The sequence below is a fragment of the Streptomyces sp. BK022 genome, from assembly GCF_004217355.1.
Lineage (GTDB): Bacteria > Actinomycetota > Actinomycetes > Streptomycetales > Streptomycetaceae > Streptomyces > Streptomyces griseoluteus.
Genome location: NZ_SHKU01000001.1, coordinates 488,063 through 509,117 on the forward strand (window position 1 = coordinate 488,063; position 21,055 = coordinate 509,117).

The following is a 21,055-nucleotide window of genomic DNA, read 5'->3' on the forward strand; positions in this document are numbered from 1 at the left end:
AGGAATGTCGGCCTCCCCGAGGGCGGGGAGGCCGAGGTCCGTGTCAGACCGGCAGGTAGGGGCTGGGCTTGCCGTGCCAGCTGATGTTCAGCGCGTCTCGGGCCCGCGTCGTCGCCACGAAGAGCAGGGAACGGGCCTTGCGCTGCTCGCGCTCGTAGCGGGGCGGGTCCTCGGTGCGGTAGCGGTCGATGATGTGTGTGCGGGGGAGGATGCCGTCACTGGCGCCCACGATGGCGAGGCGCTGGTACTCGAGGCCCTTGAAGCGATGCATCGTGCCGACGTGGACCTCGCCGTCACCCTTGGGACCGTCCTTGGTGAGTTCGGCACAGGTGATGCCGGCCTTGGTGACCAGGTAGTACATGGTCTGGCTGACCATGTCGCGGTCGGCCACGCATACGGCGATATGGCCGCTCGGGTCTATGGGTGAGCCGTTCTCGTCCCTGGAAAGCTCCTCGCGCCACGTGGCCAGGGTGGTGGCAAGGCCGGCGAGCTCGTCCTCCCAAGTGTCGTACGGCGTGAAGGCCGGGGCGGGGCCGTGGAGGACGGAACGGTATCCGGCGAGGTTGTCGGTGCCGTCGTCCAGGTCGTCGTAGTTCACCTGCTGCCCGGGCTTCACAGGGTCGACCACGCGGAGGGCCTCGGTGAGGATCTCCTTGGTGGTGCGGTAGCTGAGGGTGAGGCGAGAAGAACGGCCGCGGATGTTGATGCCGAGGCTGCCGAGGGCTACCTGGTGGTCGTAGATGCGCTGGTGGGTGTCGCCGGCGATGAACATGTCGTTGGGCAGGTCCGGGTCGGCCATGGCCCGGAGCATCTTCCAGTGCGCGGGGCTGAGGTCCTGGGCCTCGTCGACGACGATGTGCCGGTAGCGGTAGTTCAGGTAGCGCATGCCGGAGCTGTTGTCGCGGTGGATGAGGTCCTTGCCGCCGACCTCCTCTTTGTACTCGCGCCGGGCCCTGATCTTCGCGGCGCGCTCGATCTCGAAGCGGGCAGCGCGCTCGGACGCCTGGCCCCAGGTCTCCACGCCGAGCTTGTCCAGGCGGGCGGTGAACTGCTCGACGAGCTTCCAGATGTGGTTGCGCTCGGGCCGGGTCAGGGAACGGCCCCGTCCTGCACGGCGGGCCTGGAAGTAGGCGGAGCGGGTGGCGACGGACTGGCCGAGAATGACCTGTTCCCACTCTTCCAGGAGAAACTCGGCCTCCCAGCGGCGGTCGTCGAGTTCGGCGAGGAGTTGGCGCATCTCATTCAGCGCCACGTGGTCGTAGACACGCTGCCGGCCCCGGCCAGGTGCGGTGTTCTCACCCAGGACGCGGGCGGCGAGCTGGTCGATGTGAGCGATCTCGACACGATCCAGGAGTTCGGGCTCGACGAGGGATGCCAGACGCAGGCGGAGGTCCGTGGTGAGGTTCTTGGTGAACGTGGTCAGCAGGATCGCCCTGTTGCTGCCGGGGGGCAGTTGCTCGGCCAGGTGCTTGACCCGGTGCAGGGCGACGATGGTCTTTCCGGTGCCGGGGCCGCCGGAGACGCGGGCAGGTCCGTTGTAGTGGCGGTGGACGATGCGTTCCTGCGTGGGGTGAAGAAAGACCTTCCAGGCTCGGAAGTCCCCTTCGTCGATGGCCGCCTGAACGGCATCGTCGACGGCGGTGACCTTGGTACGGCTCAGGGCCGCGGCGAAGTCACCGAGATCGGGCTCCTGGCCGAGCTCGACGGGCTGGGTGATCTCTTTGCGGACCTCGTCGATAGGCATACCGGCGGCGAGACCGTAGAGGACGTCCTTGGACAGCAGTGGGGCGCCCTCGACGAGCTGGTCCAGCTCGGCGCTGTCGGTGACGGCGAGGGCCAGCTCGATCAACTGGTCGGCGACGCCCAGCTCACGCAGCTGGTCGGCGCTGTACGCGGCGACCAGGGGAGGGGTTTCCACTGTCGGCTGCGGCTGCGGCTGCGGCTGCGGCTGTGGTTCGGGCTCGGCCGACGGCGCGGTCCGGTCAGGTTCGGCCGGGGTCAGGGTGATCCCGGCGCGGCGCAGTGCGCTGTCGCCGACGACCGAGAGGTCGACGAACTCAATCTCGCCGGTGACACGGTTGACCGCGACCTGGAGCTCTTCGTAGACGTCCTTGCGGTGGCGGACGGCGATGACCAGCCAGCTCTGGGTGCCGTCCGCGTCTACTCCGGTCGGGGTCAGCAGCGCGCGGTAGGAGTCGTTGACCCGCGCGGACCAGATGCGCGAGTCGCCCTTGAGCTTCTTCAGCTTCAGGCCCGGCTGGTTGGGGTTGTTCCGGAAGACGTGGCAGAAATCGTAGAACTGGGCCTTGACCGAGCGGTCGAGCTTGTACAGCTCCTGTTCGGCCTTGCGGTACAGGCTGAGCCGGGCGGTCATCGGGTGGTGCCTTCCGTATTGGGGAGCTGTACGAGCAGGGTGTCGAGATGGTCGAGCCATGCGGCGGCGGTCCGGACCGTCCAGCCCTCCTCGGCGTAGGCGGCGTCTCGTCGCTGGGCCTCGATGTCCTCGTCGCCCTGGTGGGCGGTCACAACGGCGATCTTGAGGTCGGGAGTCTGCCAGGCGAAGTCCGCCTGCCAGCGGCTGCTTCCGAGTTCGAACCCGAAGACGGGGGCCTGCTTTCCGTGCTCGGCGAGCGTCTCGGCGAGGCGGAGAAGGGCAGGTGCCTCGTCGGGGTCCTCGCGCAGGATCTCCAGGATGTCGTCGTCCCAGACGGCGTCCCGGATGATCTTCCGGAGGGCGGCTTCCGCCGGCGAGTCCGCGCTCGGCTCCGAGGCGGCGGGCCGGACTGCGGGCTCGGGCACGACGGTGGGCGCGGGGGCGAGTGCTGCGGCGAGCGAGTCGAGTTCACCCAGGCCACCGCACACGGCGAGAACCTCTACCTCGAAGTCCGCAGCGGTGCTGACGGCGAGCTGGACACCGTCCCCACCCACGAGTGACAGGAACTGGGTGATGTTGGTCCAGTACAGCCAGGACCGCCACCGCAGCTTGTGCTCGTCGGTGTCGAGGACAGCGTCGCTGTCGTCGAGGACCGTCAGGGCGGTCCACCGCAAGTTGTCAGGGTCGGCCGCGTCCAGTGCGAACACGATCGGCAGACCGTGCTCGTCCTGGGTCCGGAACACATGAACGGGACCGAGGCTGCCGGCGTCGGGTGCCACCGGCTTGCCGTGCCGTCGGCCGGCTCCGAAGGAGGCGAGCTGTTCGCGCAGTGCGGCGACGAGCTCGCTGCGCTTGCCGGTCGCGGCGACGGCGGTCGTGGCGGAAACAGCAGTGAGGCCAGTGACCAGGGCGCGGGCCCGGCGGGCCCAACGGGTGGCATCAGGGTCCCGCAGATAGGCGATGAGCGTGTCGATCGGGTTGGCGAAGACAGCTTCGCCGAAGTGGGCACGGTTGCCGCCGTACTGCTCGTAGGCGGCCTTGGCCTGCTCCTGGGCGGTTCCCCGATACGGCGGCCAGACCGGTGCGGTGCGCCCCGGACGCCGTTCGAACAGGTCGATGTCGGCCCAGGTGATCTGGAAGACGATCTTTCCGTCGGCACGGAGCCGGGTGCGCTGGGCCGCGTTCTTGGCGATGAGGTTGTGCTCGCGGCTGGCGTGGAACCGGAAGCCTTCCAGATAGACGTGCACGCTCTGCACCGGACCACCAACGCGTGCAAAGGTGAAGTCCGTTCGGGTGCCTTCGAGCTGCCGCTGGGCCGTCAGCCTCCAGTGCATCACGTCCGAGCCGTCGGTAAATCGCAGATGCCCGCTGGCGTGGCCCTCCTCATCCAAGGCCGCGTCGTCGGTGACCTTCACCCAGTCCCGCAGCGCGGTCAGGAAGCGGGCCTCCAGGTCGGATTCGACCTGAGCGTCCAGCCCGACCAGCCCGGTGTGCTCCACATCGCTGATGTCCCAGCCGTCCTCGCCGTCCCCCTTGAACAGCAGCGACTCCAGCATGCTGAGCGCCGCCTGGCGCGAGACGACGTCCTGGAACTGCTCGGGGGTGTAGCGGTGCAGACAGCGGTGGCAGGCGCGCCGCTGCTCCTCGGCGCACGGACATGCCTTGAGCTGTTCGTACGCACGAGCGAGGGTGTCCCGGAAGGCACGGCGGTCGGTAAGCCGGTCAAGGTAGCCGGTGCCGCCCGGGAGAGAGTCGAAGAGCACCAGGAACCAGCGGCGCTCGCCGCTGTCCATGTCCGGCATGGAGGCCACCGTGGTGTCCAGGTGCTGCGGGTCGCCGCCGAAGTGCAGGTCGACACCGAGTCGCAGGGCGGCCCGGAAGGAGTGCACCCGTGCGTCGACGTCGGCTGTCGCGGCCGGGATGAGGATCCGTAGGGCTTCGGTCTGCAGCTGGTGGGCCAGCAGCACCTGCTCCTGCGTGACGCCGTCCTTCTTGCCGCGGCGCAGCGGGCACCACGGGCGGTGGTGCTTGAGCTGCGGGGCGCGGGCTGCTGCCGATTCCAGGGCGTCGGTGTCGTGGTCGAAGACCGGACGGCCGTCCGCGCTCGCGGCCCCGCAGGCGGTGCACACGTGGAAGGGGTTCAGTCGGACCAGATGGCCGGCGAAGTCATCTCGGGCGGGAGCGTCGTAGCGGACCGGGCCTACGTTGATCCGTCGGATCATCGCCGTGCGGCAGAAGTCCACGCCGAACGTCTCGCGGTCGTGCCGCCAGGACTTCCCCCGCTCGATCTTCTCGACGGGGATGTCCACGGCGTCCACGACGGTGTAAGAGCGGCGATCACGGTCGTCCTTGTCGTCCCGGATCCGTGCGTCCTCACGCTTGTCCCGCGACGTCACGGTGGCCGGCTCTACGACCTGGAACAAGCAGGAGCCATCGTCGGCGATCTGGCTCGTCCTGCACCGGGGGCACGGAGAGCGATCGTCGGTGGCGCCCTCTGTGCGTACGTACCCACACCCTGGGCACACCCTCCAGGTCCGCCACTCTTGGCGCCCACCCGTCGACAGCTCCAAGCCGGTGATCTCGTGCCGGTAGCCGTTGACGTAGAAGGTGTTGCCCGGCGCCAGCTCCTGGATCGCGAAGCGGCGGGGCCGCTCGTAGGAGACGGTCTCGGACGTGTACACCACCTTGCCCGTCTTCGGGTCGATGCCGTCCTCCCCGTACAGGGTCGCCGACAGCGTCGTGGACGAGTCGATGAGGGCGTAGTTCGGCAGCAAACCCAGGTCACACAGCGCGGTCTGTGCCGTGGTGTCGCCCAGGTGGAGCAGTTGCCTGCCCACCCCGCGCCGTTCGGCGTCCAGTTCGGCCTTCTGACGGGCCTGGTCGGGGTCGCTGTCGTGCAGCTCGCCGTGGGCCTCGTCGATCTCCCGCAGCCGCGCCCGCAGCGCGTCCTCGGCGCGCCGCCACTCGCCTTCCGCCCTCTCTACGGCGCTGCGCAGACCGTGCGTCGCATACACCTCCAGGTCGGCCCCGGCCTGCTCGCTGACGCCGACCGGGAACAGCCGCAGGAACCCCTTGACCAGCTCCTCGCCCTGGTCGAGTGCCAGCTCCACCAGATCGGTCAGATAGCCGGACGGGCCGAACAGGCGCGGCGCTTTGTGCGGCAGCGCGCGCAGCACGATGCCGTCCGCCCGGACGAGACGGCCGGCCGCGGCGAGGTCCAGCAGATGCGCCAGGTACTGACGACGAAGGATCTCGACGGCTGACAGGTAGGAGCCGGGCGGCACGATCGTGCCGGCGATCAGGTCCTTCGGGCGCTCAAGGAAGTACAGGTCACGGCGCCGCCGGTCGGGGATGGTCAGCAGGAAGGCATTGCCGGTGCGGCGACCGGCCCGGCCGACCTGCTGAGCGTAGGAGGCCGGGCGGCGCGGCAGCGCGGCCAGCACGACGGCGGACAGGTCGCCGATGTCGATGCCCATCTCCAGCGTCGGCGTGCAGGAGAGCACATTGGGGTCCTTGAACCCGCCGCCGCGCTTGAACGCCTCTTCGACCTTCTCGCGCTGGTGCCGCGTCAGCATGCCGGTGTGCTCGGCGGTGACCACCTGATAGGTGCCCGCGCCGAGGTAGAGCCGCCGGTAGTAGTCGTCCCTGTAGTCGCGGTCGCGGTGGTGTACCCCTAGCCCCTCGGGCCGGTCGCCGGCCACAAGGCGGCCCCGTCGGCACCGGTAGGAGGGACAGGGCTGGTCGTGCCACTGGTCCAGCAGCGACGGGTGGACCGTCTGCTCCCAGAAGCACACCGGGCACCGCACGTACGAGACCCGCACCTGCTCGTCGTCCAGCAGCTGGGCCTCGATGTTGCCGGGCTTGAGCCCGTACACCCGCACCGAGGTGTCGTTCGGGGTACGCACCGACAGCAGCCCCATCGAGGCGAGTTCGGGCAGCAGCCGGCTCCACAGCTCGGGTGCCAGCTCACGCGGCAGCTCCAGGCACCGCCCGGCCCACCGCTCGTACCAGGAGAGCCGTCCGGTCGCGAAGTCGAACTCGCTGCCGTTCTTGGGCTGCCCGAGCAGGAACACGGGGGCGGCGATCCCCTTCGGGAAGGCCCGCATGCCCGGAGCCCGCTTGCCCCAGATGTAGTACCGGCTGGTGCCCGCCTCGTCGATATACTTGTTCAGCCACTGATGGGCGACCGCACCCCGGGTACGGAGCCGCTCCAGGAAAATGCGTACGAATGCCAGATAGCGGGCGTCGTCCTGCGCCACCAGCGGCAGGCCGTCCCGCACGCACTCCTCGTGCAGCCACTTGACCAGCGCGATCACTGCCGCCGGGTCATCGATGCGGACCTGCGCGGCGGCGGTGCGGGTCAGCTCCAACGTACGGCCGTTCCGGGACCGGAAACCGAACTCCATCAGCGCCTCGAATGCCAGCCGCTGACCGATCAGCCGCCACGTCTTCAGGTCCCCACCGCGACCCTGGCCGGACAGCAACCGGTTCACGCCCTTGAAGCCGTGCAGGTCCGGCGGCACCACCGCCGAGAGGGTGTCCTTGTCCGTCGTGGCGTCGACGACGTTCGCGATCAGATCATTCAGCGCGGTCGGCTCGTCGTGCCGCAGGTGGTCGGCGAGGAGAGCACGGAGCGAGAAGGTGTACGAGCGGTTGGCGACGAACCCGGCCCGGTGCGCGGCATCCTGCACCGAGTCGTTGAACATCAGCGTCTTTTTCTCGTGGAGCTTCTTGTCGAGCTCCCCACCGGTGAAAAGCTGGGTGATGGACGCGGCCGCCATCGCGGCGGCACCCGTACCGAGGTAGCGGATCGCGTTGCGCTCACCGCACGCCGGACACCAGTCCTCCTTGGCTGCGGTGTTCGCCGTCTCCCCGAAGTTCACGAGCACGAACGCCGAGTCGCGGGCCGTCAGCCGGGGCTCCTTGGTCTCCCGGTCGTAGTCGTTCAGCGGATCAGGCAAGCGCAGCCGCTTACGGGTGCCGTCCAGCACCATCAGCGCCCCGCCGGCACCCTGCGACGCAGCCGAGCCCCCCTTGCCGCTGGTCGCCGTGAGCAGCGCGGCCCCGGAACCCTCCCGGGCCTCCCGGTCCGTCGCGGCGATCAGGTTCCGCACCCGGGCCTTGTCCTGGCCCAGCGACGCCCGTCGGATCTTGTATGTGTCGAACTGGACGTCGTGGTCATCGCTCTCCGGCGAGAACACCGCCCACCCCGACCGCCCGCAGTCACGGCAGTAGATCGCCGGTAGGAACAGGTTCGCGCTCTGCCCCGACGTCGCCGTCGTCACCGGCGCCATACGGCCGCTGTCGGCCGCGCCGGCATCGGCCGTGCCGGCCACATCCCAGCGGAACTCCGCCTTCGGCCACGGCAGCACCCCGCGCAGCAGCCGCGACACCGAACGCGCCCACTGATGCACCTCGACGTGCACGAAGGGCCGGGGCTCGGCGGGCGAGGACTCCGGATCGCGGGCGTACGACAGCAGCGCGACGAACCGCGCCAGCGCCTCGGCCGCCTTCTCCGGCTGTCGCGCCACCGCCTCGGACCAGCCGGCGGCGCCCGCACGCCACATCACATCCAGCACTTCGGCACTGGTTTTCACCCCGCCGCCGAGCGCCTGCATCACCGCGCGAGTGAATAGATGCCGCTTGAGGTTCCTGCCGAGGAGGAATGGATCAAGGTCACGGACGTCCGTCACCTTCTCGATCAGATCCAGCAACGCCTCATCGCCGGTCGCCGGATCGGGCAGCGCCAGCAACTCGTCGGGTGTCGGCATCGGCTGCATGGTCACGTCGCCGAGCGGGATGAACTCCTCGACCGTGAGCCGGTTTTCCCCGACGATGGAGTCTGCCGTGAACTCCGTACCGAAGACGTGGGTGGCCACCTCCAACAGCTGCGCCGTGCCGTCCTCGTCCGTGCCGGAAGCAAGCGTCGCCGATGTCGTGACCGGACAGATCTTCCCCAGCGGACGGCCTTCCTCGGCTGCCCCAACGGAGGCAGCGAGTCGACGCAGCAGCATCCCGACGTCCGTGCCCTGCGCGCCGTCGTACGTGTGGAACTCGTCCACGACGACGTACCGGATGTCCGACTCCCGCCACAGGGGAGCGTCGTCCGCACGCTGCAGGAGGAGGTCCAGCATCTTGTAGTTCGTTATGAGGATGTCGGGCGGGGACAGTTGCATGTCCGAGCGCCGCGTCCGCACCTTCTCGTACTGCGTCGCCGCGCGCTCTCCGATGTAGAGGCCGGCCGACAGCTTCCCCAGCTCGGCGTTCTCCGTGAGTAGATCGTTGATGCGCTGCGCCTGGTCGGTGGCCAGGGCGTTCATGGGGTAAAGGAAGACCGCCTTCACCCCGGTCTTGCCGACGGCCCGCTCCCGACGGCAGTGGTCCAGCACGGGGTAGAGGAACGACTCCGTCTTACCGGACCCGGTACCGGTGGTGACCAGCGTCGGTTGCGGGGTGTGGCCGTCCGCTGAGGTTAGCCGCGCGAATGCGACCGCCTGATGCGCGTACGGGTTGAAGCCCACCCGCTGCCACTCCAGATGCTTGCGCCACTCCTCGCCGGCCACGGTGAAGGGCGTCCGGATTCGTAGATACGGGCCACGGAACATCCCCGATGTCTCGTCCCCTAGGAACCGGTGTAGCGCCTCACGCGCACCCTCGTCGGTGAGCGCGTACGTCGTCGACAGATACTGCAGCAGGCTCTCCTTGAGCCCCCGCGCCTGAAGCGTCGGCCTCACGGTTTCGGCACCTCCTGCTTCACCGGATCCCACTCGCCACGGGCTACGGCCTCGTCGAGCCGCTTCTGGAAGTAAGCGTGCGCCGCCCGCATCTCCGCCTCGCGGTCAGCCTTGTAGAACGGCGCAATGTATCCCTCCGGCACGGGGACGGCTGCCGGATCAGAAAGATGGGACTGCAGCTGTTCGTAGTTTTCTTTAACCTGTCCATGACCGTAGGCGTACGGATCACGTGAAATTCGTCTGCCGGCATGGTCAAACCACATCTCGTCCTCACGATCAGCGAGAATCGAGTAGCGTGAACGATAGATAGCGACCAGCTGATCAGCACTAATGCCAAGCCAAACTGAGACGAGTGCATCCAGCTCAACCAGGGCTGCACGTCGTTCATATTCGGTACGCAACGGCGTGGCTTCTTCCCAGGTGCTGCACAGGCTTGAGGCAAGTGGGCGAATCGGACCTGACCAAGAAGCCGCCCACCTTTCACTTGCGGACCACTCTTCGTGAAAAACCTCCCGCCAGAGTGGGCTGTAATCGTTGGTGAGGCAATTCAAGCGCAGCGTTCGCAGAGCAAGAGGTGTCGCAAGAGGGTGTGCAGCGCGTGGAGCGGGCATTTTGTGAACTTCGGATGCGCGGAGATGAGAGCGCCCTGTGATTCGAAGAAGATAGTCTAGCGGCAGAGACGCCCAAAAGCCCGCATTCAAGGTGGTTGTGAGATCCTCCGTCATGGCCATGGAGTTCACGGCATCTACATGTGTTGGACCTGGAGGAATCAAAGCGGAGAAGAGACTTCGCTCTGTGTTCTTGGAGTCGATCATGACCCGCCATGCAAGCCTAAAGCGTTCGGTGTATGAGCGACCCTGCCACTGATCTTGCTCCTCTCGGTACCTGTCCACACTGCAGACCCGAACATATGTGGTGCGCGGTACCGCCCCCACTGGAAGGAATGTCAGCGACCACGGAACCCAGTCCTTTACGTTGCGCATTGGCAGGTTTGGCTGTTTCGCAAAGGCGGAACTGATGCCAATGTGTGATCCTTGGAGAATCACCTCAGTCCAATTATCGGGTGCGCCGACTTCGTGGCGAATCAGCCCGTCTTCCTTGCTGGTTGCTTCGTGGTAGCCCGAGCTGATTAGTGGCTTCTCATGGCTGACCTTATATTCATGATCGGCGAGAGCGATGATAGCTTCTTGCTCAGCCGTGGTGACCGGGTAGAGGAGTTGGGTCTCGTCTGGCGGTGTTTCAGTGTTGCCACCCAGTCGCTGCCATTCAGACAAGAGTGCATCAGTAACGTGAATTACGCGCGCGCGGTGTGGCCGTAGGTCCCAGGATCCTGCATATTTCTGGGCTGGAAGTTCTCCTGATCCATCGTGCGTAAGCGACTCTGGGAGGATGCGGGCGGCGCGTAGCTGGCTGAGGTTTAGAAAGTCAATATCCCGTAGGCTCTCCCCGTAAATGTGCATACCGAAAGAGACCGTCCGGTCGACTTCATCGAAGGCCCAGTTCGCAGAGTTGACAAAACTTGCATGTAGTCGCAGATGCCGATAAGCGGCTGCTCGAAGCTTGCCCTCCTTTACACCCTCGAGGTGCGTGTCTGGGTGGAGGAGGCCGGCTGTTCCATTGCCGCCAAGATGGTCCCATACTCGACACATGAATGCGCGGTATAGGTTCGGCTGAGTCCCTGACAAAAGAGGGTAAGTGGTTTCGGAGCTCAACGCTTCGACTATGCCGAAATTCGAGGCTAGTTCGCGAAGAACGTAATTTGTGTTGTCCGTACTGGCTGTTAGAAGGGAATTCTTTCGCTGCCGCCATTCCGACACGCTGGGATTCTTGGCCAGTGCGAACCAGGGATCACGTTCGCCGAGGATCAGATGCTCCTGCCAACGCGGCCGTACCCACGGGGGGTTGCCCACCTGAAGGTCGAACCCGCCGTTTTGGGCGAAGGTGAGTGCGAATTCCAGCTCCCAGTGGAGGAAGCCCTGGTCCTCCGTGAGGTCGCGCACCTCCCGGAGCCATGGAAAGCGGTCCTCGGGGTTGCCAGCATCCATCCCCATGAAGCCGGGTAGCGTCTCCTCGAAGCTCTTGAGTGCGTCGAGGTCGTTGAAGCTGTCGATTAGGGTGCCCTCGGGCACGTCGGCAGTGCCGAGCATGGCCTCCAAGAACTCTAGCCAGTCATTGAGGTCCTTGAGCGGGACGACCGGTCGACGATCTGGGGCTTTCGACTTCGGTGCTGTTGCCTGGGCCCTGCCTCGCGGTGTCACCTGCTTGAACTCTACGATCGCATCGTCCGCGCTCAGCTCGAGGTCCTCGAAGCTGGTCTGCTCCGGGCCGAGTGCGAACAGGGCCGTTGCCTCGACGAACCGCGGCCTGGGCATGCTCCTAGGAGAGGCCGGCGGTTCCGATTCGGTCGGGGCAGTGGGTGACCCCGTCGCCAGCGGCGCGCCTTCGAGAAGGCGGCTGAGGCCGTCGGCCCCCGTTACCTGGGGCGCCGCCGTGTACTCCCTGGCGGTGCCGTCGAGCAGTCCGGCCTTATCGACGGGCCAGAACCACAGGGCACACCAGGCGTCCATGATCTTCTTGAGGCGCCAGTATGGAGTGTCAGCGGCGTTGAAGAGGTCTTCGAGGACCTGTTCCTTGACAACGACCTGGTCAGGACGCCGCAGGAAGGCGTACTCCGGGTCGGTGGGGTCAGCGCCCCAAACGTCGATCCGGCGGGCAACTGCCTGCTCAGAAAGCTCCATGCGCTTGACGACAAGCGACCAAAGGAATTCGACGCGGCGGGCGGCGTCCCGGAGGCGGGTGAACTGAGACACCGGCTCCTTCCCTGACCTCCCAGCCTTGCTCCGCTTGGGGCGCTGGAGGATGCCTTTTTTCCAGGTGGCGAGCTGCTCGACGCCTTCCTTCGCCAGTTCCTTGGCTTCCTTCGAGCCCGCGACCGCAGCCCACCCGGGGCTCGGCAGGAGGAACTGGTGTACCGCGTCCTGGGGGAGGGGCTGGGGCTCGCCGTCCTTGAGGAAGGGGAGTGTGGCCGGGGCCAGGGCGCCCTTGGCCTTGAGCCGGTCCTTGCTGGTGACGTCGTCGGCCGCATAGACAGCGCGGCGGGCGCCGATGAGGCTGTTGCCTCGGCGCAGGTGAAGGCCAAACCATGGGGCACGCATTCCGGGGTGCATGGTGTTAAGCCATAGTGACACCTCGGCGAGCTCGACGCCGGTGGCGTTGAGGTCGACTCCGTACGCGTTGTGCAGAGCAATGTACGCCTTGACCTTCTGCTTCTCGGTGAGGGCGTCCGCGGTCGGGATGGTGACGCCTAGCTCATTCTGCCGGCGGCGCAGGTATTCCTCGGCGACCTGGTTGATCGCTTCGTTGAGGAAGGCGCCAGAGCCGAGGGCGGGCTCGCAGATCTTGTACGTGAGCAGTTCGGACGCGCGGGTCTTGAGGACTTTGCCGTCGGAGTCGCGCTCTTGGTCGAGCCGGTGCTTAAGCGTGAGCTCGACGGTGACCTGCGTCAGCGACTCTGGCGTGTAGTACGAGGCAGATGTCTCGCGGTCGCGGCCGGCGAGGCGGTAGACGAAGGAGCCCTTCTCATACTTCTTGACGCCGCGCAGGCCCTTGCGGGCATCGTCCTCGTCGTAGTGGACGATGGCCTCGTCGGGGTACTGGTCCTGCTTCTTCGAGGGGATGAGCCAGGAGCCCTTCTCCGGGTCGCCGCCCTTGGCGACCTCGCACAGCTCCTCCTCAGCGATGATGCCGGTGTACGACATCAGGCCCTCGTAGACGGCGCCGAGCTGGTTGATGCCGAGGTTGCGGTAGGAGATGAAACCGCCCCGCTCGCCGCGCTTGCCCTTCTTCATGGTGAGCAGGCGCAGTACTTCGTGCAGGGCGGCGTTGCGCAGGCGCAGGTCGAGCCAGCGCGGGTCGCTGTCCTCGTCGCTGCGAGGGTCGAGGACGCCCCTGCCGATGAGGCGTACCGAACTGGGCTCGAAGAGCTCGCTTCGCAGGGGTTCGAAGCGTAGGCCACGGTCCTCGCTGCGGCGGGCGGCCTTGGCCTTACGGGTCTCCTCGTCGTCGCCGGGCTGGTCGTCGTCGGCCTCGGTGCCGTATGGGCGGTGGCCGAAGTTGACCTTATTGAAGAGGACGTCCAGGGATTCATGCAGGTGGAAGCCGTTGCGGGCCTCCTCCTCGACGAGTTCCTCGTCGCGTTCGACGAGCTCGCGCAGGCGGGCCATCGAGTAGCCGGCCTCGTAGCTGCCGTCGTCGGCGGGGAGGATGCCGAGTTCGGGGCGGGCCTCGGCGTAGAGGAGGAACAGGATGCGGTAGAGGTAGCGGAGAGATTCGCGGGTGAGTTCCCGGGCGAAGGGGATCTTGGGGCTCTCGATATCGGCTGGGGTGACGTTGTTGTCCGGCGCAGCCATCCGCGCGAGGACCTCGTTGGCGATGATCTCTACCGAGCGCTGGAGCCCGTGGCGCAGTTCGCCGGAGACGCCTGCGGCGTTGGCGCTGGAGGACTTCAGCAGAGCATCGATGGCCCGGCTCTGGTCGTTCTCGCCGGACCGGAGCATGTCCAGGCTGAACAGCGCGGCGATGGTGGCGAGTTCGCCCTGCTGGCTGCGGTCGTTGCGTTCAAGGGCCGCGTCGAGGTTGACGGCGACGTAGCGGCCCTCGTTCCAGGACTGGCGATCTGCGAGGACGAGCACGCCTCCGCACAACAGCAGGACGAAGCGCGGGCGAGGCCCGCCAGCCTCGCCGAGCTCGCTCTGGAACAGCCAGGACGCCAGGGCCGGCCCCGTCTCGTACGTCTCGCTTGCACTGACACGCAGCGGGTTCAGCAGTCGGCCGGGGCCTGTCGTGTTCAGGGCGGCGTCGTTGTCGGCGGCCCAGCCGCAGTCCAGGGCGATGATCCCGTGGCCGTGGTAGGCCACGGTCAGGGAGTGGTCGCGTCCGGCGCGGTGGACGGTGACCTCGGTGGGAGTGGCCTCGAAGCCGAGGGCTTGCAGGACCGTGTGGTGCCACTCGGCCAGACGCTTGCGCCACTCGGGGTTGTTGTGGGTGTTCGGTCGGACCTCATCTCCTGCGTCGCGCTCGGCGGCCTCGGCGAAGTAGCCGCGTACGTCTTCGGAGAGGTAGGCGCCGCGTAGCGAGCGGAGGAGCTCCCGAGGAGTCTTCCGCGGGTCGTGCTCATCACCTTCGCGCAGGGCCCAGGTGGCGAACAGGCCCTTCTTCAGGTCGGATCCGAGCTGTTCGGCGAAGTAGTGCGCAGCGAAGTATTCGCCGCGGTTGCTGAAGGAGTCGAAGTCGGTGCTCATCGGTCGGTGCCTCCCTCAGCGGCGTTGAGCGGTTCCAGGACGGCGAGCAGGCGCAGCATCGGCTCGCCCGTGGTCTGCAGGGAGTTGAGAAGGCTCAGCCGCCTGCTGGCGCTGAGGTTCACTCCGCGCTTTCCCGTCCCATCAGAAGAGAACATGGCTTCCTGTTGCCAGTGCACGACGCGCTTGCGAGACGGGGCCAGGATCGCCTCGATCTCCTCGCCGTACGCCTCTTTCAGGTCCCGGAGGTGCTGTTCGGCCCTGTCGATGGCTGCGGGCACGAGTTCCGTCAGGCCGCTGAGGTCGCGCGGTGCGGCGCGGCCAGGCATCGTCGGACCCACGCCGTAGTCCTCCAGCACCTCCGGGGTCAGAGGCGTCACCTGAAGGTCGTGCGGTTCGCCGTGGACGGCCATCCACTCGACGATGGTGGGCCGCCCCAGTGCGTTGGAGCAGATGCCCTGCACCAGGAACGTCGGTGAGTCCACGGAGGCGGCGAGCACGGGGGCCTGGTGGCGGCCGACCTCGACGAGCACCTTGTCGGTCAACCAGTCCAGGACCGGGTGGACGTCGGTGACGTAGGAGACGTTCGGCCACTGTGACTTCGACGACTCCCGGGCCGCCTTCAGACGCCGGTCCGCGAGGTCCTTGGAGAAGGTGATGCGCATCCGTCCAGGCTCAGCGTTCCGGGGCATGATCCGCTGCTCTTCGAGGTACGACTTCGGCAGTGCCTTCAGCCTGTACAGCAGGTCACGCGGAGGTTCGAAGGCGATCGTGCCGTCGTCGTCGCGGCGCATCGAGAGCTGGTCCTCAGGGTTCGGACGGCAGATCTGACGCAACGCCTCGTCGAAGTAGTCTGCGGTGGAGGAGAACAGACGTGGCACGTACGCCCGCCGCACCTCGGGATGCTCCGGGACGGCGCCCACCTGGCCGAGCAGTCCGGAAAGGAACGCCGCACCCCCTTGCTGGGACTGCTTGATTGACTCCTCGACAGTCCGGCCGGCGATCAGGTCCTGAGTGAGGCGGTTCTCCTCCTCCTTGGCCCGATACAGGCCGGTGACCGCCTCGACCGAGCCCTCGATCTTGTGCGCTTCCTCCTCGCGTTTCAGCAGCTTCTCGCCCACAAGGCGGTCGTCCAGCGTACGGGGCTCCCCGGTCGTCTCGGCCGTCCGCCAGGGGATGTCGCTGGTGAGGATCAGAGCGCGGAACTCAGGCCGGTGCTGCTGGCCGTAGCGGTCGATACGGCCGTTTCGCTGCTCGATACGGATCAGGGACCACGGCAGGTCGAAGTGGATCAGCCGGTGGCACTGCTGGTGGAGGTTGACGCCTTCAGAGGCGACGTCGCCGGTGAACAGGATGCGTACGGGGTCGTCGCGCAGCCCGAACTTCTCGACGATGGCCTGCTGCTCCTCGTCGCTGGTGGCATCGCCGTGCATGACCTGGACCGCGCCGCCGAAGGCCAGCCAGGGCTTGTTCTCGTCGGGGTCGGCGCCGCGACGGAAACCGAGCGCGGCCGGGACAGCCTCCGCGAGCCATTTCAGTGTGGGGATGCGCTCGGAGAACACCACCACGCGGGTCTCCGAACCGGGGCCGACACCCATACTGCGCAGCTCGTCCAGGAGGGCCGAGAGTTTCGCCGAGTCATCGTCCTGGATCCGCTCGGCCACGTTCTGGAGGTCCAACAAGGCCGCGCGCTCCGCCTGCCTTGCCGCATCCCGGACCGCCGGGTCGACCGGGCGGGACGGCCTCTGCCCGCCTCGCGCCGAGTCGGCGGCCGGCTGCTTGTCCAGCGTCGTCAGTCGCGTCTTGACGGTCTCCAGCAGGGCCTTGTGTGAGGACAGGAAGGACTTCAGCAGCTGGTAGGGCACCAGCTGGTGTCGGCTGACCGACGGCTGGTCGGGATCACCCGGAATCCAGCGCGTGGCGAGCTCCTGGAAGACGGCGAGTTCCTTCTCACCGGCCGTTACGTGGATCGGCTGGGACGGTCCACGGTCCGCCCAGGCACCCTTCAACGAGTCGCGGACCTCCGCCGTCGTCTTTGTACGCCGGATGTAGAGGTGCTCAAGGTCCTTCACTTCGTACTTCGACGGGTTGGCGATGGCCGCCTCGTCCAGCATCTTGATCAACTCGGCGAACGACTCGGCACGACCGTTGTGGGGCGTGGCCGAGGCCAGCACCAGCGCGTCGGTCTTCCGAGCCAGCAGACGGGCGAGCTCGTTGTTCTTGGTGCCCCGGTTGACCAGATTGTGGGACTCGTCGATGACGACGGCGTCCCAGTTGGTGTGCTCAAGGTGGTGCGCGTAGACGTCGCTCTTGAGCGTGTCCACGGAGATGATCGCGCGCTTGAAGTACGCGAACGGATTCCGGCCGGCCGGGATGTCCTGCTGGATGCGCTGGATACCGGTGGAGTCCAGACGGACGAGCGGAATGGCGAAGCGGGTCCACAGCTCCCGCTGGAACTGCTCCAGTACATGTTGGGGGGTCACGACCAGGATGCGCTCGCCGCGCCCGCGCCGGATCAGCTCGGCCAGCAGTACCCCGATCTCCAGGGTCTTGCCCAGGCCCACCACGTCGGCGATCAGGATCCGCGGCTGCGGGTTCTTCTCCAAGGACAGCGCCAACTCGGCGGGCCGCAGCTGGTGCACCTGCTGGTCCATGAGGAACCCGTCGGCCAGAGCGAGCCCATGCTCGGTCTGCGGCAGGAACGTTTTGCGCATCACCGCTTCAAGGAACAGACGGCCCCGCCGGTGGTTGGGCGAGTCGTCCGGGACGAGCCGCGTCTCCCGCGGGTCCAGCACCTGGATCGCGTCGAGTCGGCTGTAGAAGACCGCGTCCGTGCCTCGCACGAAGGACGAGATGCCGGTGACCTCCACCATCCACCCGTCTTCGCCGACGTCCTTGGAGTTCCGGACGAGCCACAACTCGTCGCGGATCAATACCTGGGACCCCGGGGCATAGCCGGAGGACCCGCTGGTCCGCCGTGAGGCCGGAGCATCCTCCGGCGCCCAGGCGTCCCACACCTCATCGCCCTGGCCGCCCACGGCTTCCGCCTCGACGCTCAACGTCCACTCCGATCCATCACCAGCGGCCACCGACGGCCGCACACACCCCACACGCCTGCAAACGACGGACTACGCCGTCCCAGCGCGCCATTCCGACAAAGACTCTCACCCAGCACTGTCAACGCAGGAGTCACAGAACGGGATCGGCGGCATACAACGCGCGCAGCTCGTCCGCGATCCGCTTCGACGCCAAGGGGCGTCCTCGGGCCGCGCCGGCCTTCGGAGGGTCGCTCCGCCTTCCGGACCCCAAAGTCGGCTTGGGCAGGAGAACCTCAGGCTCTTCCGGCTCCCGCTCCGGTTCGTCGGCTTCGGCCTGTGAAGCCCGCGGCGGGTCGTCGAGCGGGCTCACCGGTTCACTGTTCTCGACAAGATCAGCCTGCTCGTGGATGAGCTTCTCGAACGGCACCATCGGCGGCTCACCAGGGGACGACGGAGCCTCGCCCCCCTTGGTGTGGGCGATCAGCGCGAGCCGGGCAGCCGCGGGTGTCACCCCGGAGTCGGAGAGGACCCTCGCGCACGCTTCGGAGACCGCTGGCAGAGCCGGCCGCTCCTCCGGCGTGTGGGCGAGCATCGACTCCAGCAGGGGCACCAGCGGCGCAGGCACACCAGAGAGATCGGGAGCGATCTCCGGATTGGTGACTTGTGCCGCGATTGCTTCCCAGCGCGATCCGTCGTACGGATAGTGGCGGGCCGCCGCGTAAAGCAGGACCGTGCCCAGCGCGTACACATCTGCCGCGGGTGACACCTGCGGATGGCCGCCGGCCTGCTCCGGAGGCATGCACCGGACGGTGCCGATGATCATGCCACTGTGTGACAGCGTCTCCTGAGAGGAGTCCATGAACGCGCCCAGACCGAAGTCGATGATCATCGGGCCGTCATCGCCCAGGATGACGTTCTGCGGCTTCAGATCTCGATGGAGCAACCCCGCGGCGTGGACCGCCGACAAGCCTTCGGCGAGCAACGCCCCGAGACTGGCCGCCAGCGGCAGCGTAAGTACACCGTCGCTGTCCACACAGGCCAGCAGCGTGCGACCGGCCACGTACTCCATGGCCAGCCACGGCCGGTCTGCGTAAGGATCCGCGTCCAGGAAGCGGGCCACCCGGTTCGTGCCGATCACCGTGCGGGCGATCAACGCCTCCTTCTCGAAGCGCGCACGCGTCAGGGGATCGAGCTTGTCGTTGCGAATCACCTTCACCGCGACCGGATCACCTGCGGGCGTGTAGGCGAGATAGACCTCACCCATCCCGCCCGAGCCGAGCTCCCGCGTCACCGTGTACCGGCCGATCCGCGTGGGCGCCCCGCTCATCCGCACCGACTCACCTTTCCACCGCGCCTCACCCGATCGGCGCTCTTGCCCGCCACACTCTAATCGGCCAAGAGGCCAGCCTGAGGTGCTTTCGTCCTGATCAGGACATCGAGCAGCGCGATGTAAGCCGAAACCGGCCGTGAGGAGTCGGGGCACCGGGATCTCCAGCAGCCGCTGTGTCGACGACTGCTGGGTGTCTGTGAGTCCGGGGCGGGCAAGAAACTGCCCGCTTCTAATGGATCTTCTGCTGCTCCAGCCACTTGAAGACCTCGGCCCTCTTGTACAGGACCTTGGCGTTCCTGCCTCGGCCGAGCTTGTAGCCCTTCAAGCCCAGTTTCGATGCCTCCCTATAGACCCAGCTCGTGGACATATTGAGCATCGCAGCGACCTCATAGGTGTCCATAAGGACGGGTTCGACGCTACGGCGCCTGCGCGACGAGTCGATATCGGTGCGGGTCTCGTCGGGGTGCGACTGCGGTCCCACGGGCAAGATGGCTCCTTGAGGCTGGCCTGAGCCTGATCGCGGCAGCGGTTCGCGCTCTGCTCTGGTCGAATTCCAAACGTCCTTGACGCCCGCCCTGTGCCACCGCCAAGAGTCACCGGACGAGCCACAGCCATGGTCGTGAGAATCGCCGGTTTGGCTAACCGGCGATCCGCCGCTATGTTGCCGCGCTGCTTCGGCCACTCAAATTCATGGAGCTGTGGGCGCCTCCTCCTTTGAGACGGGATACGAGGGACCTGTGCCAGCTGACCCATGGCGGCGCATGGTCCGACTTCCGGTCGAGCGCCTTCGCTCCTGACTGCCGTCCAGACCGTCTGCGTGACGGTGATCACGGGCGTCCTTCGGGGGGTGCTGCGTAGGCTTGGGCCGTCGCCACGGTGGTTCCGCGAGAGTGGGCGAAGCCCTCCTCTAGTCACCTGACGGGGCGTCAGAAAAGTCAGCAAGTGGTCAGCATGAGTCCTGAAAAACCTGGGGACAGCTGCCCGAACATGCGACTCGTTGTAGGGTGTCGAAACAGCCCTTGACCTGCAAAAACGCAGGCAGGGAGCCTACTTGTGGGAGTGCCCCGATGTTGCGTACAATGTTCAAGTCCAAGATCCACCGTGCCACCGTCACCCAGGCCGACCTGCACTACGTGGGATCGGTGACCATCGACGCCGAACTGCTGGAGGCGGCCGATCTGCTGCCCGGTGAGCTGGTGCACATCGTCGATGTGACCAACGGCGCCCGGCTGGAGACGTACGTCATCGAGGGTGAGCGCGGGTCCGGAGTGGTCGGGATCAACGGCGCCGCCGCACATCTGGTGCACCCCGGCGACCTGGTGATCATCATCAGTTACGCTCAGGTCTCCGATGCCGAGGCGCGCGAGCTGAAGCCCAGGGTCGTGCATGTGGACGCGGGGAACCGGATCGTGGCCCTCGGCGCCGACGCGTCCGAGCCGGTGCCCGGTTCGGACCAGCGGCGCAGCCCGCAGGCGGTGTCGGCCTGACCGTGGACGAGGACCAGGAGCGTGCGTGCCCATGAGTGGTGTCGAGATCCGTGACGACCGTGCGGCGGGCCGCCTGGAGGCCGTCGCCGATGGTGAAGTCGTCGGGCACATCGAGTACTTCGTGCTGGACTCGCCCGCGCGCGCCCTGGTTCCCGTGCACACGATCGTGGAGCCCGCCCACGAGGGCAAGGGCATCGCGGGGTCGCTCGCCCGGGAGCTGTACGCGCTCGCCGGGCGGGAGGGCGTGGCCGTCGTGCCGCTGTGTCCCTACGTCGCCGCCTGGGCCGAGCGGCATCCCGACGAGGCGCCCGCTGCCGGTCCCGCGCTCGTCGCCGCCGCGAAGGAGCGGGTGCGCCGCTGATCGCGGGGGAGTGGGGCGGAACCCGGCGGGTAGTCGGGAGGTGGTCACCACGAAGTCCGGCGACCGCACGGAGGCAGTCATGACCCAGCCGAACCCCGATCCAGTCCCCCCGGCACCCGGTCCCACCCCGCCGGACCCGTACCCCTCCCCGGTACCGCCCCCGGACCCGGCCCCCGAGCCGGCACCACCGGCACCGGGCCCCCCGCCTCCGGCCCCCGGACCGGTCCCGCCGGGCCCCTCCCCGTCGCCCATCCCACCGGGCCCGGAACCCGTACCGAGCCCGGAACCGGGACCCCCGCTGACCCGCTGAGGGACCCGAGCTCCCGGCAGACGTGCGTAGGCGCCTGAACGCGCGGCCGGTTCCGCTCTGTCGGACGGTTGTCGGTGCTCTGTCGGAGGCCAGTGGCAGCGTGAGCGCCGGGTTGCTCCGTCCG

At 67.2% G+C, this 21,055-nt stretch carries 8 protein-coding genes; 2 read left to right on the top strand and 6 right to left on the bottom strand.

All coding sequences use genetic code 11. The annotated features are described in order from the left end of the window. Nucleotides 1–43: 43 nt before the first annotated feature. The 6 genes from EV284_RS02255 to EV284_RS02280 all read right to left on the bottom strand — a co-directional run bounded on the left by EV284_RS02255 (nt 44) and on the right by EV284_RS02280 (nt 19,254). Nucleotides 44–2,374: a UvrD-helicase domain-containing protein gene (locus tag EV284_RS02255; RefSeq protein WP_130329690.1), complete on the bottom strand. Its 2,331-nt coding sequence runs from the start codon at nt 2,372–2,374 to the stop codon at nt 44–46. Beyond that, a complete protein-coding gene (locus tag EV284_RS02260; RefSeq protein ID WP_130329692.1) occupies nt 2,371–9,108 on the bottom strand; it encodes a DEAD/DEAH box helicase in 6,738 nt (2,245 codons plus the stop codon). The genes EV284_RS02255 and EV284_RS02260 overlap by 4 nt, the downstream gene beginning before the upstream one ends. Beyond that, nucleotides 9,105–14,408: a hypothetical protein gene (locus EV284_RS02265; protein ID WP_130329694.1), complete on the bottom strand. Its 5,304-nt coding sequence runs from the start codon at nt 14,406–14,408 to the stop codon at nt 9,105–9,107. Before EV284_RS02265 ends, EV284_RS02260 begins: the two co-directional genes overlap by 4 nt. After that, a complete protein-coding gene (locus EV284_RS02270; protein ID WP_242625527.1) occupies nt 14,405–17,464 on the bottom strand; it encodes an SNF2-related protein in 3,060 nt (1,019 codons plus the stop codon). Before EV284_RS02270 ends, EV284_RS02265 begins: the two co-directional genes overlap by 4 nt. A gap of 130 nt (nt 17,465–17,594) precedes the next feature. Then, entirely contained in the window at nt 17,595–18,770 is a 1,176-nt protein-coding gene (locus EV284_RS02275; RefSeq protein WP_130329696.1) for a serine/threonine-protein kinase, read from the bottom strand. A gap of 232 nt (nt 18,771–19,002) precedes the next feature. Further along, a complete protein-coding gene (locus EV284_RS02280; protein ID WP_130329698.1) occupies nt 19,003–19,254 on the bottom strand; it encodes a helix-turn-helix domain-containing protein in 252 nt (83 codons plus the stop codon). 586 nt (nt 19,255–19,840) lie between these two features. Here EV284_RS02280 and panD point away from each other — a divergent pair. Together panD and EV284_RS02290 are read left to right on the top strand one after the other, a co-directional pair. After that, entirely contained in the window at nt 19,841–20,260 is a 420-nt protein-coding gene (panD, locus tag EV284_RS02285) for an aspartate 1-decarboxylase (RefSeq protein WP_130329700.1), read from the top strand. A 31-nt stretch (nt 20,261–20,291) separates the two neighbouring features. Beyond that, nucleotides 20,292–20,621, top strand: coding sequence for a GNAT family N-acetyltransferase (locus EV284_RS02290; RefSeq protein ID WP_130329701.1), 330 nt, complete (start codon nt 20,292–20,294; stop codon nt 20,619–20,621). The last annotated feature ends 434 nt before the right edge of the window (nt 20,622–21,055 follow it).